The 15,385-nt window shown below is 72.4% G+C and carries 15 protein-coding genes; 9 read left to right on the plus strand and 6 right to left on the minus strand.

Features of this window, described 5'->3' with window-relative positions; genetic code table 11:
* Positions 1–164: 164 nt before the first annotated feature.
* Entirely contained in the window at positions 165–1,712 is a 1,548-nt protein-coding gene (locus CS0771_RS17595) for a M28 family peptidase (protein ID WP_212845890.1), read from the minus strand.
* 146 nt (positions 1,713–1,858) lie between these two features.
* On the opposite strand from CS0771_RS17595, the gene CS0771_RS17600 reads away from it, so the two are divergent.
* Positions 1,859–2,278, plus strand: a complete 420-nt coding sequence (locus CS0771_RS17600; RefSeq protein ID WP_212841999.1) for a thioesterase family protein — start codon at positions 1,859–1,861, stop codon at positions 2,276–2,278.
* 20 nt (positions 2,279–2,298) lie between these two features.
* On the opposite strand, the gene CS0771_RS17605 is transcribed toward CS0771_RS17600, so the two are convergent.
* On the minus strand, positions 2,299–3,048 hold the full coding sequence (locus CS0771_RS17605) for a nucleotidyltransferase domain-containing protein (RefSeq protein ID WP_212842000.1): 750 nt from the start codon (positions 3,046–3,048) through the stop codon (positions 2,299–2,301).
* A gap of 187 nt (positions 3,049–3,235) precedes the next feature.
* Between CS0771_RS17605 and CS0771_RS17610 the strand changes: the two genes are divergently transcribed.
* Both CS0771_RS17610 and CS0771_RS17615 read left to right on the plus strand, forming a co-directional pair.
* A complete protein-coding gene (locus CS0771_RS17610; protein WP_212842001.1) occupies positions 3,236–3,835 on the plus strand; it encodes a hypothetical protein in 600 nt (199 codons plus the stop codon).
* Between the two features lie 32 nt (positions 3,836–3,867).
* Positions 3,868–5,499, plus strand: a complete 1,632-nt coding sequence (locus tag CS0771_RS17615; RefSeq protein WP_212842002.1) for an acyl-CoA dehydrogenase family protein — start codon at positions 3,868–3,870, stop codon at positions 5,497–5,499.
* A 98-nt stretch (positions 5,500–5,597) separates the two neighbouring features.
* Here the strand turns inward: CS0771_RS17615 and CS0771_RS17620 are convergent, their stop codons facing one another.
* From CS0771_RS17620 to CS0771_RS17630, 3 genes are all read right to left on the minus strand, one after another.
* On the minus strand, positions 5,598–6,062 hold the full coding sequence (locus tag CS0771_RS17620; RefSeq protein WP_212842003.1) for a hypothetical protein: 465 nt from the start codon (positions 6,060–6,062) through the stop codon (positions 5,598–5,600).
* Positions 6,063–6,212: 150 nt separating this feature from the next.
* Complete coding sequence (locus CS0771_RS17625; protein WP_212842004.1) at positions 6,213–6,512, minus strand: DUF4190 domain-containing protein; 300 nt, start codon at positions 6,510–6,512, stop codon at positions 6,213–6,215.
* Between the two features lie 116 nt (positions 6,513–6,628).
* On the minus strand, positions 6,629–7,645 hold the full coding sequence (locus tag CS0771_RS17630; RefSeq protein WP_212842005.1) for a PD40 domain-containing protein: 1,017 nt from the start codon (positions 7,643–7,645) through the stop codon (positions 6,629–6,631).
* A gap of 147 nt (positions 7,646–7,792) precedes the next feature.
* Here CS0771_RS17630 and CS0771_RS17635 point away from each other — a divergent pair, with 147 nt between their 5' ends.
* The 3 genes from CS0771_RS17635 (at position 7,793) to CS0771_RS17645 (ending at position 12,506) form a co-directional block, all read left to right on the plus strand.
* Entirely contained in the window at positions 7,793–8,521 is a 729-nt protein-coding gene (locus CS0771_RS17635) for a peptidase E (RefSeq protein WP_212842006.1), read from the plus strand.
* Between the two features lie 336 nt (positions 8,522–8,857).
* Positions 8,858–11,635 carry a carbohydrate binding domain-containing protein gene (locus CS0771_RS17640; protein ID WP_212842007.1) on the plus strand — a complete coding sequence of 926 codons (2,778 nt, stop codon included), beginning with the start codon at positions 8,858–8,860 and terminating at the stop codon, positions 11,633–11,635.
* 199 nt (positions 11,636–11,834) lie between these two features.
* The gene (locus CS0771_RS17645; RefSeq protein WP_212842008.1) at positions 11,835–12,506 is read left to right on the plus strand and encodes a hypothetical protein; all 672 of its coding nucleotides are present in this window, start codon (positions 11,835–11,837) and stop codon (positions 12,504–12,506) included.
* Here CS0771_RS17645 and CS0771_RS17650 read toward each other — a convergent pair.
* Entirely contained in the window at positions 12,464–12,916 is a 453-nt protein-coding gene (locus tag CS0771_RS17650) for an NUDIX domain-containing protein (RefSeq protein WP_244870856.1), read from the minus strand. The genes CS0771_RS17645 and CS0771_RS17650 overlap by 43 nt on opposite strands.
* A gap of 74 nt (positions 12,917–12,990) precedes the next feature.
* On the opposite strand from CS0771_RS17650, the gene CS0771_RS17655 reads away from it, so the two are divergent.
* From CS0771_RS17655 to CS0771_RS17665, 3 genes are all read left to right on the plus strand, one after another.
* Positions 12,991–13,494 carry a hypothetical protein gene (locus tag CS0771_RS17655; RefSeq protein ID WP_212842009.1) on the plus strand — a complete coding sequence of 168 codons (504 nt, stop codon included), beginning with the start codon at positions 12,991–12,993 and terminating at the stop codon, positions 13,492–13,494.
* A 130-nt stretch (positions 13,495–13,624) separates the two neighbouring features.
* Entirely contained in the window at positions 13,625–14,368 is a 744-nt protein-coding gene (locus tag CS0771_RS17660; RefSeq protein WP_212842010.1) for a Clp protease N-terminal domain-containing protein, read from the plus strand.
* Positions 14,361–15,332: an asparaginase gene (locus CS0771_RS17665; RefSeq protein WP_212842011.1), complete on the plus strand. Its 972-nt coding sequence runs from the start codon at positions 14,361–14,363 to the stop codon at positions 15,330–15,332. Before CS0771_RS17660 ends, CS0771_RS17665 begins: the two co-directional genes overlap by 8 nt.
* The last annotated feature ends 53 nt before the right edge of the window (positions 15,333–15,385 follow it).

Genomic DNA, 15,385 nt, shown 5'->3' on the forward strand with positions numbered 1-15,385 from the left:
AGGGCCAATTGGTGAACAGGCGGCCGCCGGGATGCCACGGCGCAGTGTGTCGATGCTCATACCCCGGGTGGGTGACACCGCTACACATAGATGTCCTCGCATGGTCGAAGCTCCTGCCGGGCCGCCGGAGCAGCGGGGCAGGAGCTTCGATCATGGTGCCGGGGTCAGGAGACGGTGATCTTGACGTCGTCGACGCCCGCCTCGACCAGGCTCGCCGTGGACGCGTCGGCGGCGGTGACCAGGATCCGCACCGACTGGCCCGCGTAGGCCGAGATGTTCCAGGTGCCCAGCGCCCAGCCGCCGTTGCGGTTGGTGGCCGCGCCGGCCTGCGTGAACAGCGTCGTGGTGCCGCCGCTGTGCACGATCGAGATGCGCAGGTAGTCGGCGCTGGACGAGTTCGACCCGTGCGCCAGGTACCAGTTCGCGCTCAGGTTGATGGTGCCGCTCGACGGCAGGGTGATCGCGGGCGAGCGGATGCTGCTGACGCCGCCGTCGAGGTCGTAGTCACCGGCCGCGGTGCCCGCCAGCCGGCCGGTCACCAGGTCGTTGGAGCCGGACACGGTGGTGCCGAGCTGCTTGATGCCGCTGGAGTTGGTGTCGGCCGGGTCGCCGCGCTCCCAGGCACCGGTGGTGGCGGTGTCGGTGCCGCTCGGGTTGGTGGTCCAGCCCGTGGCGGTCTCGAACGTGTCCTGCCAGACCGTGGTCGCCGGGGTGCCGGTGGCCAGCGTCCACAGCGCGTACGCGGCCGCGTCGCCGGCCCGGTTCAGGATCGTGTCGTTGATGTTGCTCGGGTAGGTGTCGCAGGAGGCGTGGTAGCAGGGGTCGTAGTCCCCGGTGGTGCCGCCCCACTTGGTGACCTGCGCCGAGGTCTTGTTCGCGCTCGCACCCGCGGCCACGCCCGAGGTCTGGATCCCCACCGCGTTGAACGACGCGTCGTCGGAGCGCCCGGCGCCCTCGACGTTCTCCTCCGGGTTCAGGCCCGGGAAGTTCGCGTCGTAGTACGCCTTCAGCGTCTGGCCCAGGCTGGAGGTGATCCGGTTGATGAAGTAGCCGCCGTTGGTGGAGGCGACCATGTCGAAGTTGAAGTAGCCCTTGATCTTCGTGCGCTCGGTCGAGGGCAGGCTGTTGGCGTAGAACTCCGAGCCGTTGAGGCCCTGCTCCTCGTCGGTCCACCAGGCGAACCGGACGTGGTTGAGCATCGACGGGTTGGTCGCGGCGAGGGTGAGCGCGATCTCCAGCAGCGTCGACGAGCCCGAGGCGTTGTCGTTGATGCCCGGCCCGGCGGCCACGCCGTCCAGGTGCGCGCCGAACATGTAGACCGTGTTGGCGTCGCCGCCCGGCCAGTCCGCGATCACGTTCGGGCCGGCCCCGGACGTGCAGCCGGAGGTGCAGTTCTGCTTCACCACGCTGAAGCCCGCGGCGACCAGCTTGTTGTAGACGTAGTTCACCGAGGCGGTGTACCCGGCGGTGTTCGAGCGGCGGTTGCCGCCGTTGCTGTTCGCGATGTTCTGGAACTGCTGCAGGTGCGCCTTGACATTGGTGAGCGAGATGTCGGGCGCGGCGAGGGCGGCCGCGGCCGCCGGGGCGGGCTGGGACGCGTTCCCGGGCGCCGCCAGGCCCGCCGCGGGCGCCGCCGCCAGAGCGGTGGCGGCCAGGGCGAGGGCCAGCAGGGCGCGTTGTGGTGCGTACGGTCGCAAGGCCTTACTCCTCAACGAGTGGCAGGGGGTGCCGGGGGTCACCGGCGAGCGCAGACTAGCCATCGAAACGATTAATGTGAATACATCGAGGGTGCGCTTGACCTTGTCGTGACCTGACGCGCCGATATGCTGGACGCCGCATGATCACGAAGGAGTGAGCGATGGCCGAGCCCGTGCTGACCTACCGCGGCGTGGTGCACCCGTGGCACTGCGACCACATGGGTCACATGAACGTCATGTGGTACTCGGGCAAGTTCGACGAGGCCACCTGGAACCTGTTCGCCGAGCTGGGCATCACGGCGGACTACCTGAGGTCGGCCTCGCGCGGCATGGCGGCGGTGGAGCAGCACATCACGTACCAACGCGAACTGTTCCCCGGCGACACGGTCACCGTGCACACTGAGCTGCTGGAAGTCCGCGACAAGGTGCTCAAGGCGCGCCACACGATGCGCACCGGCTCCGGCGAGACCGCCGCGGTCATGATCCTCACCGCGGTGCACCTCGACACCGGCCCCCGCCGCGCCACCCCCATGCCCCCCGCCGTCCTCAAGACCGCCCGCGACCTCCTGCCCGCGGCCTGAGCCGACCCGCGCCTGGGCGGTCAGGCGTGGTGGGTGTGGGCGTGGGTGACGACGGCGGCGACCAGCTCGGTGGCGGCCAGGCCGTCGGCGGCGGTGAAGGGCACGTCCTCGCCCGCGCGGGAGCGGGCGGCGCGCTCGCACAACTCCGCCCACTGCGGGAACAGTCCGGCGGTGTACGCCGCTGCCTGCGTCTTCGTGGTGATCTCGCCGGTGGCCAGGGTGTAGTGCAGGCGTCCGGGGCCGGTGAGGCCCCACAGCACCGGCTCGGCGGGCACCGGCGTCTCCGGCGGGATCGACGCGAACTGCGGCCCGGCTGCCGCGGCGAAGCCCGCCCAGTAGCCGTCCAGGTTGCCCAGCAGCCAGCGCCGCAGCACACCCTCGTCCAGTGCGACCTCCGGCCGCTCACCCAGGATCGGCAGCCCGTGCCGGGCCAGCTCCAGCCAGGTCACCGGGTTGAACTGCCCGCCCTGCCTGGCGGGCTGGAAGTCGCCCGCGAGGATCTGCGGCGCGCTGCCGTCCTCGGCCGGCGGCACCGCCAGCTGCGCCCGCGTCAGGTAGATGCCGTCGTAGTCCGGCCCCGGCGGCAGCGGCGGCTCCAGCGCCGCGTGCGCCTTCGCCAGCCTGGCCAGCTCGGCCTCGGTCGGCGGCCGGTCCATGACGGCGACGAAGTCGATGTCGCTGCGCCCCGGCCAGTAGTCGCCCAGCGGCACCGACCCCGTCACGAACAACCCCGTCACCAGCCCCGGCACCCGCTCGTCAAGCGCCCTCACATGAGCCGCCGTAACCCAAAGCTCCTCAAGCACCGCCCGAGTATGCCCGCCCCCCGCACGGCTGCCCGACCCTCCCGCGTCGATCTTGCGCGAAGTGTTGCCCCTTTGCCCGGTAAGTGCGTGTCGCACCCACAACCCGCGCAAGATCGGCGCGCCGTGAGGGCGGGGGTGGGCTTAGGGTGGCGGCGTGGTGAAGGTGGACCGGGGTCGATGGGGCCGGGTGTTCAGCCCGGCGGGGCTGGTGCTGGCGGGGTTGCTGTTCCTGGCGCCGTTCCTGGCGGTGTCGTGTGACGCGCCGGGCGGGTACGGGCGGGCCGCGCCCGGCGGGACGACCACGTACACGGGGTGGGACCTGGCGACCGGGGGGACGCCCGACGTGACCGAGGACCACCTGCTCCCGGCCGCGCAGCGGCGCGACGACGTGCTGCCGCCGCAGCCGCTGGCCGGGGCGGTGCTGGTCCTGCTCGTGATCGGCGTGCTCGTCGCCGCGGGGGTGGGCCGGGCCCGGACCCGGCGCGGGGTGGTCGCCGCGCTGGCCGCGATCGCGGCGCTGTTCCTGCTGGTCAACCAGGCCACGGTGCGGGTGCTGCTGGAGGAGCGGCTGCGCGAGCAGTTGAGCGCGCCGCTGCCGGCCGGCAAGGAGATCGGTGACTTCGTGCACGACCAGGGTGGGTTCGCGTTCTCGCTGCTGGCGCTGGTGCTGGTGGCGCTGGGCAACCTGGCGGGCTGGGTGAGGCTGGTGCGCGGCCCGCGCGACGGCGACACCAGGGCGGTCGCCGGGGGCTAACGTTCGTTCAGCCGGTACGGCAGGATGTGGGGATGGCAGCCACCCACGAGGTCTCCAACCAGGTCCCGCCGCTGCTCGGACACGACGTCGCCGCCGACCCCGCGCTGCTCGAAGCGGTGGTACGCGAGGGTGCCGGCCGGCACCTGGACGACCTGCACCGGCTGGGCCGCCTCGCCGGCACCGAGCAGGCGCAGCGCTGGGGCGACGAGGCCAACCGGTACACCCCCGTGCTGCGCACCCACGACCGGTACGGCCACCGGATCGACGAGGTCGACTTCCACCCGGCGTGGCACGAGCTGATGCGCGTCGCCGTCGGGGAAGGGCTGGCCGGTGCGCCGTGGGCCGACCCGCGCCCCGGCGCGCACGTGGCCCGCGCCGCCGGGCTGCTGGTGTGGAGCGTCGTCGAGCAGGGGCACGCCTGCCCGGTGTCCATGACGTACGCCGCGGTGCCCGCGCTGCGCGCCCAGCCCGACCTGGCCGTGCGCTTCGAGCCGCTGCTCACCTCGCGGGAGTACGACCCCGGCCTGCGCGCCCCCGAGGGCAAGCGCGGCCTGCTCGCCGGGATGGGCATGACCGAGAAGCAGGGCGGCTCGGACGTGCGCACCAACACCACCACGGCGACCCCGGCCGCCGACGGCACCTGGCTGCTGCGCGGCCACAAGTGGTTCACCAGCGCCCCGATGAACGACCTGTTCCTCGTGCTGGCCCAGGCGCCCGGTGGGCTGTCCTGCTTCCTGGTGCCCCGGGTGCTGCCCGACGGCACCCGCAACGTCTTCCGCATCCAGCGCCTCAAGGACAAGCTCGGCAACCGCAGCAACGCCAGCAGCGAGCCCGAGTTCGACGACACCGTCGCCTGGCTCGTCGGCGAACAGGGCAGGGGCGTCGCCGTCATCATCGAGATGGTGTCGCTGACCCGGCTGGACTCCAGCCTCGGCTCGGCGTCCGGGATGCGGGCCGCGCTGATGCAGGCCGTGCACCACGCCCGGCACCGGCACGCCTTCGGCGGGGCGCTGTACGACAAGCCGCTCATGCGCAACGTGCTGGCCGACCTCGCGCTCGAGTCCGAGGCGGCGACCACGCTGGCGATGCGGGTAGCGGGCGCGGTCGACCGGGCCGCGCGCGGCGACGCCGCCGAGCGCGAGTTCGCCCGGCTGGCCACCGCGCTGACCAAGTACTGGGTGTGCAAGCGGCAGCCCGCGATGGTCGCCGAGGCGCTGGAATGCCTGGGCGGCAACGGGTACACCGAGGACTCCGGCATGCCGCGCCTCTACCGCGAGGCGCCGCTGAACGGCATCTGGGAGGGCTCCGGCAACGTCAACGCCCTGGACGTGCTGCGCGCGCTGGCGAAGGAGCCGCAGAGCCTGGCCGCGTACGAGCACGAGGTGTCCCTCGGCCTGGGCGGCGACAGCCGGCTGGACCAGGCCTGGCAGGAGCTGCGCAAGGAGCTGGCCGACCCCGGCGAGCGCGAGCTGCGCGCCCGGCGGCTGGTCGAGCGGATGGCGCTGGTGCTGCAGGGCTCGCTGCTGGTCCGGCACGCCCCGGCGGCGGTCGCCGACGCGTTCTGCGCCTCCCGGCTCGCGGGCGACCGCGGCCTGGCCTTCGGCACCCTCCCGCCCGGCCTCGACCTCACCGCGATTTTGGACCGCGTCCCACCGGCCCCCTGACCCCGCCCTTCAAGATCATCCGACTTGCCAGGCACCTGGGCGAAAGCGCGGCCAAGATACGCCCAGGTGCCAGGCAAGTTCGATGATCTAGCGGGCGGTCAGCTCGCCGTGGACACGAACAGGGCGATGAGGCCGCTGAGCAGGACGCCCCAGTGGATGAAGTAGAGGGACGTCAGCAGGCCGTGGCCGCTCTGCGGCCGCTGCCCCGGCTGCTGGAACCTGATCGTGCCCGGCGGCGGCAGCTCCTGCAGCTGCACGTCTACCGGCAGGGGCAGGGTGCGCTGCAACTGCGCCGCGCGGCGGTGGTGCTCGGCGACGTCGCGGTGGCACATCGTCACCACCGCCCAGCCCGCGCCGCCCAGCCCCATCAGCGTGAACGCCGCCGGCAGGAGCGCGTCGCGCGCGTCGTCAGGGCTCGCGCCGACGACGGCCAGCACCGCCAGGCCGAGCACCAGCCCGGCGGCGACCAGGCAGGCGGCGCTGCACACCGCGGCCAGCAGCAGGCGCTGGCGGATGTCCGCCCGCTCCTCCTGCCACAACCGCAGATACTGATCCTGTGGCACCGTCGGCCTCCACATCGTCGGGATGCGCCGCACGCTAGCCGATGGCTCAACGCGGCGCAGCCCCGGTTGCCGGGGTGTACACAGCGTCGCGGCCTACAACTTCTGGGATGTGGCCACATCCCAGAAGTTGTAGGCCGCAGCGAGGACAGCTCACATGCCGACGGTGGCGGAGCTGGCGAAGATGCCCGCCATGGCGCACCAGAGGGCGATCATGGCGATGAACAGGCCGGTCAGCACCCAGCCGATGACGACCGCAGCGGTGGCGAACTCGACGCCGCGCTCGCCGGTCACGGCGATCTGCTGCTTGGCCTTGCCGCCGAAGTAGATGCCCAGCGGCGGGAGCACGAAGATGGCCAGCACCAGGGCGAGGATCGCGTACGTGTTGTACTGCGGCGGCTGCTGGTACGGCGGGTACTGCGGTGGGACGGGTGGCGGCGTCTGGTCGGTCATCAGGGTCCCCTTCTGCGTCTGCGCTGCACGGTAGGACCCCCGCGCCAGTCCCCGGGCACACCGCGGCGCGGGACCGGGGCGGTCCCGCGCCGGGGCGACCCCCGTCGGCGGTCAGGTCAGACGGCCTGCCAGTCGTGCTCGTAGCCCTGGTACAGGTAGGTGCGGCTGGTGCCGTTGCGCAGGGTCACCCACGCCTTGCCGTTGCGGCCCGCGGTGACCAGCACGGCGCTGCCGCCGGCCGGGGACGGGACCGCCGAGTGCTCCCAGTTCGCACCGACCTGCACGGCCGCGCCGCCGGTCGACGGGGCCGACATGATCTGCAGCGGGCCGACCTGCGGGTCGGGCTCGTAGCGCGGCCGGGTCTGCTGGGTCCACAGCACCCGTGACGAGTCGGCGGTGAACGCGGGCACCGTCGCGAAGCCGTCGAGGGTCGCGCCGCCGCCGCCGAATGCGGCCGCCCACCACTCCTCGCCGGTGCCCAGCTCCAGCACCGACAGGCAGTCGTCGAAGATGGCCCAGCACTCGCCGTTCGGGTACGCGAGCCAGCGGCCGTTGGGCGACCAGGCGACGGCCAGCGAGTCGTGCAGCACGTCGAAGCCGGACGGCAGCACGGCCGCCCGCGCCTGCTTCTTCGGCAGCCGGTCGGCCAGGCGCTGCGCGGCCGGGGACAGGCGGGTCTCGACCCGGGTCACCGTGGCGCGGGCGGTGGCGCCGAAGGTGGCGAAGTCGGCGATGTAGATGGTGGGGGCGTAGACGTTCGGCCCGTACGCGTACGCGAGCTTCGCGCCGTCGGGCGACCAGGCCCCGGCGCCGACGGAGCCCGACGTGGTCAGCCGCTGCGCGGCCGTGAACGTGTGCGTGGTGCTGCTGTAGTGGCCGTAGTACAGGTCGCCGTGCCGCAGCACGGCCAGCCCGCCGCCGGGGCCGGGCTGCCAGCGCGGCCACAGGTAGCCACCGCCGGTGGTGGCCTGCCAGACGGCTCCCGACGGCTCGGCGACGAACAGGTTGCCGCCCCGGATGAACGCCACCTGCCCCGGCGTGCCCGGGCTCACGGCCGCGGCCGGCGACGCCGGCACCAGGACCGTCGCGGCGGCCAGGCACAGCCCCGCCGCGATGTTGCGCCATGTCCTCATGGTTCCCCCTCCTGTTGGACCTGCACGTGCGTCGATGTTATGAGCGCCGTTCGCGGCGAGCTGTCCTCGATTCGATTGGGTTCCATATCGGACAGAGTGTTGGGCGGGCGGTCGGCGGCCCGGATGCCGGTGTGGCAAGATCGCGCTATGGGCAGACCTGCGCAGATCTTCGCCGCGTCCGGCATGCTGCGGCTGCCGCCGGGCAGCCCGCCGCGCCGGCGCAGCCCGCTGCTGGACCACGCCGTCTCGCTGACGGGGGTGGCGCGGGCGCGGATCTGCTACGTGCCCACCGCGGTCGGCGACGACCCGGCCGCGATCGCCGCGTTCCACAACGCGTTCTCCGACACCGACCACCGGATCAGCCACCTGCGCCTGTTCCCGCAGCCCAACCACGGCGGACTGCGCGAGTTCCTGCTGTCGCAGGACCTGATCTGGGTCAGCGGCGGCAGCGTGGTCAACCTGCTCGCCGTGTGGCGGGCGCACCGGCTGGACGCGATCCTGCGCGAGGCGTGGGAGGCGGGGGTGGTGCTCGGCGGCGGCAGCGCGGGCAGCATCTGCTGGCACGTCGGCGGCAGCACCGACTCGTTCTCCGACGACCTGGACCCCGTCACGGACGGGCTGGCGTTCCTGCCGTACAGCAACGGCGTGCACCACGACTACCCGCCCCAGCCGCGGCGTGAGCGGCTGCACGAGTACATCGGCTCGGGCCTGCTGCCCGCCGGTTACGCCACCGAGGACGGCACCGGCCTGCACTACGTCGGCACCGAGCTGGCCGAGGCGGTCACCTGCGCCCCGAGCGCCCACGCCTACCGCGTCGAGGCCGACGCCGACGGCCTGGTCGCCGAGACGCCCCTCCCGGCCCGGCTCATCGCCTGACCCACCCCCGGCGGCCCGCGGCGCCCCTCGGCGCGGCTGAAGATCGCTGTCCCGTGTCCAAACCTCTGGTGTAACCACACTTCTCGACACGAGACGCCGATCATCCCCGGCGACCGCGTGACTTCACGTCCCGCGTACCCCAAGGGGTTGAAAGGGTTTTCAGTGGCGGTGTGGCGGGGTCAGGGGCATGCCATAGATGTGTTGGACTCTTTACATGGCTGAAATCTGTTGCTAGCTTTCAGAAACTTTCAATCGCCTTGCGCAAGAACGGTGGCCGCCGTCGCTCCTGACCAGCGACTTCCGTCGATGGCGCACGGCCGCGTGTGAGGAGCTGTCGTGAGCGCAACTCGTCGTGCTCGCGCCCGGTGGGGAGCAACGCTGCTCGCCCTGACCGGTCTCGTCGCGAGCCTGGTCCCGCTGCTGACGTTGCCCGCGTCGGCCGCCAACACCGTCACCGTCTTCTACCGCCCCAACACGAGCTGGACGACGGTCAACATCCACTACGCGCCCACCGGCGGCTCCTGGACCGCCGTGCCCGGCGTGGCGATGGACGCGGCCTGCACCGGCTGGCGCAAGAAGACCATCGACCTGGGTACGGCCACCGGGCTGCAGGTGGTGTTCAACAACGGCTCGGGGACCTGGGACAACAACGGGGGAGCCAACTACGCCCTCGGCACCGGCAACGTGACCGTGTCGGGTGGCGTGAAGGGCACCGGCGACCCGTGCAGCACCGCGAGCCCGTCGCCCGGGAACAGTGTCACCGTCTTCTACCAGCCGAACGCGAGCTGGACGACGGTCAACATCCACTACGCGCCCACCGGCGGCTCCTGGACCGCCGTGCCCGGCGTGGCGATGGACGCGGCCTGCACCGGCTGGCGCAAGAAGACCATCAGCCTGGGTACGGCCACCGGGCTGCAGGTGGTGTTCAACAACGGCTCGGGGACCTGGGACAACAACGGGGGAGCCAACTACGCCCTCGGCACCGGCAACGTGACCGTGTCGGGTGGCGTGAAGGGCACCGGCGATCCGTGTGGCACCGCGAGCCCGTCGCCGTCGCCGTCGCCCTCGGCGTCCCCGTCCGCGTCACCCTCGCCGTCCGCGTCGCCGACGCCCTCGCCGTCCGCGTCGCCGACGCCCTCGCCGTCGCCGAGCACCCCGCCGCCCACCACGACCGGCACCATGCTGGGCGGCGACCCGCGCAAGGACTCGATCTACTTCGTGATGACGGCGCGTTTCTACGACGGCGACGCCGCCAACAACCGGGGCGGCAGCCAGCACACCAAGTCGGGCAACGCGGCCAACAACGACCCGATGTTCCGCGGCGACTTCTCCGGCCTGATCGCCAAGCTCGACTACATCAAGGCGCTCGGCTTCTCCGCCGTCTGGATCACGCCGGTGGTGCTCAACCGGTCCGACTACGACTACCACGGCTACCACGGCTACGACTTCTTCCGGGTCGACGCCCGGCTGGAGTCGCCCGGCGCGAGCTACCAGCAGCTCATCGACACCGCGCACGCCAAGGGCCTGAAGATCTACCAGGACGTGGTGTACAACCACAGCTCCCGCTGGGGCGCCAAGGGCCTGTTCACGCCGAAGGTGTACGGCGTGCGCGACACCCAGTGGAGCTGGTACTACGACGTGCCGAACCCGTCGTTCACCTACGACGGCCTGTCCGTCGAGCCGAACTCGGGCAAGAGCCACTACACCGGCGACCTGTGGTCGACGCCCGAGCCCGCGGGCAACACCTGCCGCAACTGGGGCGTGTTCACCGGGTTCTACAGCGCCGAGGGCTACAAGGTCTACAACTGCCAGTGGCCGAACCCGACCTCGGGCATGTTCCCGAGCAGCCTGTTCCACCAGTGCTGGATCGGCAACTGGGAGGGCGAGGACGCGCGCAGCTGCTGGCTGCACGAGGACCTGGCCGACTTCAACACCGAGAACGCGGCGGTGCAGCAGTACCTGATCGACGCGTACAACCGGTTCATCGACATGGGGGTGGACGGCTTCCGGATCGACACCGCCGTGCACATCCCGCGGGTCACCTGGAACCGGCGCTTCCTGCCCGCCCTGGAGAGCAAGCTGATCAGCAAGTACGGCGCGGCCAAGGCCAAGGACTTCTACGTCTTCGGCGAGGTCGCCGCGTTCGTCAACGACAAGTGGAACCGCGGCTCGGTCAACCACTCCGCCCAGTTCTTCACCTGGAAGGAGCGCGCGGCCTACAGCGCCGACGACGCGACCGCCGCGATCGAGCAGTTCGACTACGAGAACAACCTGGGCACCGGCAACCAGCCGACCAGCACCAACGCGTTCCTGCAGGGCAACGTCTACCACGCGCCCGACAAGACGAAGTTCTCCGGCATGAACATCATCGACATGCGCATGCACATGAACTTCGGTGACGCGCCCAACGCGTTCTGGAACGGCAAGGACTCCGACGACAGCGTCAACGACGCCACGTACAACGTGGTGTACGTCGACTCGCACGACTACGGGCCGAACAAGTCGAGCACCCGCTACGCCGGGGGCACCGACGCGTGGGCGGAGAACGTGTCGCTGATGTGGACGTTCCGCGGCGTGCCGACGCTGTACTACGGCTCGGAGATCGAGTTCCAGGCCGGCAAGCAGATCGACTGCGGGCCGAGCTGCCCGCTGGCGAACACCGGCCGGGCGTACTACGGCGCCAACCTGGAGGGCACCGTCACCGCGGCCGACTTCGGCGTGGTGGGCAACGCCTCCGGCGCGGTCGCCACCACGCTGAGCAAGCCGCTGGTCAAGCACGTGCAGCGGCTCAACCAGATCCGCCGCGCGGTCCCGGCGCTGCAGATGGGGCAGTACTCCACGGAGGGCGTCACCGGCCAGATGGCGTTCAAGCGCCGCTACACCAGCGGCACGGTGGACAGCTTCGCGCTGGTCACCGTCTCCGGCACCGGCACGTTCACGGGCATCCCGAACGGCGTCTACACCGACGCCGTCACCGGGACGTCGGTCACCGTCACCAACGGGACCCTGACCGCGTCCGTGTCCGGCAAGGGCAACCTGCGGGTGTACGTGCTCAGCCTGCCCGGCAACCCGGCCCCCGGGAAGGTGGGCACGGACACCGCCTGGGCGCGCTGATCCCGGCGGCACGCGGGCAGCGGGCGGACCTTTCCGCCCGCGGCCCGCACCGTCCGGACGCAGAAGTTGTACGGTCGGATATGTGACCGTCCGACAACGACTCTGACCAGGTAAGACGATGGGACGGGCGGCCCGCGGCGCGGACGGGTGCGGCGCGGGCACTGGCTCTCAGTGGCGCGCTCGTCGCACAATGCTGATCATGCGTTGGTTCGGACCGCGGCGCCCCGTCCGCCCCGCGGAGGCAGCCTGGCTCGACACGTCCCTGGCGTGGCTGTCGGCGGAGTTCGGGCGCGACCCGCTCAAGCCGCCGCCGGCCCGCCCCGCCGACCTCGTGCCCGAGGGCTACCGCGGGGACGTGCAGGAGGCGCGCACCCTGCTCGACGCGCTGTGCGTGCGCATGGGCGTCGACCCGGTCCGGGTCGAGCTGGAGCTGCACGCGGGGCCGCTGCCCGAGGGGCACCACCGGGTGCGGGCCGGGCACCCGGTGATCGCGGTCGGCTTCGGGCACGCCGCCGCGCCCGTGCCGCTGATCGCCACCATCGCGCACGAGCTCGCGCACGTGCTGCTGCTCGGTGACGGGCGCATCGCCGCCGGCCAGCCGGACTCCGAGCGGCTGGCCGACCTGGTCACCGTCTACTTCGGCCTCGGCGTGTTCGGGGCGGCCACGGCGGTGCGGTGCGCGCGGCGCCGCCCAGGGATGAACCTGCCGCTGTACGCGTACGCGCTGGCGCACTACGCCTGGCAGCGCGGCGAGCCCGACCCGGAGTGGGCCGCCGACCTGCGGTTCGCCATGCGGCTGCGGCTGCGCCGGGGCCTGCGGCACCTGGCCTACCGCGCCGCGGCCGACCCGGCGTCGGCCCACTCGCTGTAGGGCACGCCGCCGCGCCGGTGCGCCAGGGCCGCGCCGGCATAGCCGACCAGCGGCGTGGGCAGCTTGTGCAGGGAGAACCAGTGCAGGTCGGCGCACTTGCCCGGCTCGGCGTTGACCGGCTCGCCGGACCAGCGGCGCACCTCGAAGAACAGGTTGAGCCGGGGCGGCTGTTCGGCGTAGTGCAGCAGGTGCACCAGCTCGGCCTGGGCCGGGTCGAGGGCCAGGCCCAGCTCCTCGGCGGCCTCGCGCACCAGCGCGTCCAGCGGGGTCTCGCCCGGCTCGACGTGGCCGGCGGGCAGGTGCCAGCAGCCGTCCGACCAGCCGGTGTTGAGCCGCAGCCCCAGCAGCACGTCGTCGCCGCGCCGGAGGATCAGGTGGACCGCGACGATCGCCTGTGCCCTGTGCTTCACCTGCGCATTCTCGAACACCTGTACGATCTTCGTCAAGCGGCGCGCCGGTCGCGGCGGCGTCTAGGATGCCGCCCATGACCACTCCTGTCACCACCGGCGCGGGGCAGAGCCTCCAGCCGCTGCGGCTGATGTTCAGCCTGGCCCTGCTCGGGTACGCCGCACTCCACCTGGGTTTCCAGCTGCTGACGTGGATCATCCCCGCGATGGGGACCACCCTGGTCTCCCGTTCCCTGAACGCCGACTTCCTCGACCTGCTCGTGCTGTCGTTTCCACTGGTCGCGGTACTGATCGCCACCCACCTCGCGCCGCAGCTCGCCGCCGCCAAGGTGCTCAGCCTGGTCGCGCTCGTGGAGTACGCCGTGGCGGTGTTCTTCGGTGCGATCGCCTTCCTGATCGGTCTCGGCGGGTTCGGCTGGGTGGACACTTTCCCGGAGGCCGTCCAGGCGCTGGGGCACATGGTGCTCACCGTCGCCCGGCTCGGGCTGGTGGCGCTGGCCGGCTACGCCGTGCTGCGGGTCTTCCTGGCGCTGGGCGGCCGGATCACGGTGCCCGCTGCGCTGAAGTCGCCGACTCCGTGAGCTGACTCCGCACGAACACTCCGGCCGGGCTGCCCGGCCGGAGTTTTTGCTGCTCAGCAATGGGGTTATAGACATGTAACCCCTAGTGGGGGTAGAAACAGCTAATCAATCGTCTCCGAGGGGAGCCGCCATGCCGAAGATCAACGTCTACCTGCCCGACGACCTGGCCGACGCGGTGCGCGAGGCCGGGGTGCCGGTCTCCGCCGTGTGCCAGCGCGCGCTGGAGCAGGCGGTGCGCCGGGTCACCATGATCCGCGCGACCGCGCTGTCGGATCTGGACGGCGCCGACCTCACCACCCGGCTGCCGCACGCCACCGGCCGCACCCACACCGTGCTGCGCCTGGCCGCCGAGCAGGCCCGCGACGCGGGCTCCGCGGTGGTGAGCACCGGCCACCTGCTCGGCGCGATCCTCGCCGAGGGCGACAACCTGGCCCTGCGGGTGCTCGGCGCGATGGAGGTCGAGCCGGCGGACGTCGCCCGGTGGCTGGCCGCCGAGCGTGACGCCGAGGCGGGCGCCGGGCCGGACGGCACCCGCCGGTTCAGCGTGCCCGCCGCCGGTGTGCTGGAGCTGGCCGCCACCGAGGCGACCGGCTTCGGCCACAACTACCTCGGCACCGAGCACCTGCTGCTGGGCCTGGTCGCCGAGCCGGACGGCACCGGCGGCCGGGTGCTGCGCACGGGCGGCGTCGAGCTGCGCCCGGCCCGCCGTGCCGTGGCCGCCGCGCTCGCCGGGTTCGTGCACCTGCGGGCCAAGAACCAGGGCGCGGCGGCGGCTGCCGACCCGGCGGCGCTGGCCGAGATCGTCCGGCGCGAGCTGGCACCGCTGGTGGCGCGGGTGGAGCAGCTGGAGGAGCGGGTGGCCACGCGTGGCTGACCGGGTGCTGCTGCTGGCGACGAAGGACACCGTCGCCCACCGCCGCCGCCCAGGACGCGAGTCCGTCGCGACCGGGGCCGAGCTGCTCGCCGCGGCCGGCCCGGTCGCCGCCGGGGTGACCGCCGTGGACGTCATGAGCGAGCCGGGCTGGGACCTGTCGCCCACCACCCTGCTCGCCCTGGCGCGCCGGGTGCGCGAGGCGGTCACCTCGGGTGAGTACGGCGGGATCGTGCTCACCCAGGGCGTCGACGCCATGGCCGAGACGGCGTACCTGATCGACCTGGTGCTGGGAGAGGAGGCAGCGCGGGCGGCGGTCGTGCTGACCGGCGCGGTGCGGGCACTGGACGATCCGGACGGCGACGGCCCGGCCAACCTCGCCGGGGCGCTGGCCGCGGCGGCCGATCCGGCGGTGCGCGGGCTAGGCGCGGTGGTCTGCGCGCACGGCGAGGTGCACGCCGCGCGGTGGGTGACGCTGGTGGACGCGTCGCGCCCGGACGGGTTCGGCTCGGCGCCGTACGGGCCGGTCGGCCGGGTGGTGGACGGGCGGGTGCGGCTGCTGACCGCCCCGCCGCCCCGGCCGCCCGCGGTGACCGGCCCGCCGGAGTGGGACGTGGTCCTGCTCAAGACGTATCCCGGGATCAACCCGGAGCTGCTCGCTTCGCTCGTCGACGGTGGTGCGCGCGGCGTGGTGCTGGAGGGGACCGGGCGGGGCAACGTGCCCGCGAGCCTGTTCGCGGCGATCAGCGAGCTGCTGGACGCCGACGTGCCCGTGGTCATCGCCTCGCGCAGCCACCATCCGGCGGAGGACGGGCTGCCGCCGGACCAGGCGATGGCCGAGCGCCTCGGCGCGATCAGCGCCCGCGGGCTGCGCCCGGAGCAGGCCCGGGTGGCGCTGATGGCCGCGCTCGGCAACGGCGACGAGTGGGGAGTGGACGCCGTGCGCGACTGGTTCGCCCGACTCTGAGGGGGTACACATCGCACACCCTGTCCGTCCAGGTGTAAGACAGTTGACTGTAC

The organism is Catellatospora sp. IY07-71, assembly GCF_018326265.1.
In the GTDB taxonomy this organism is placed as follows: domain Bacteria; phylum Actinomycetota; class Actinomycetes; order Mycobacteriales; family Micromonosporaceae; genus Catellatospora.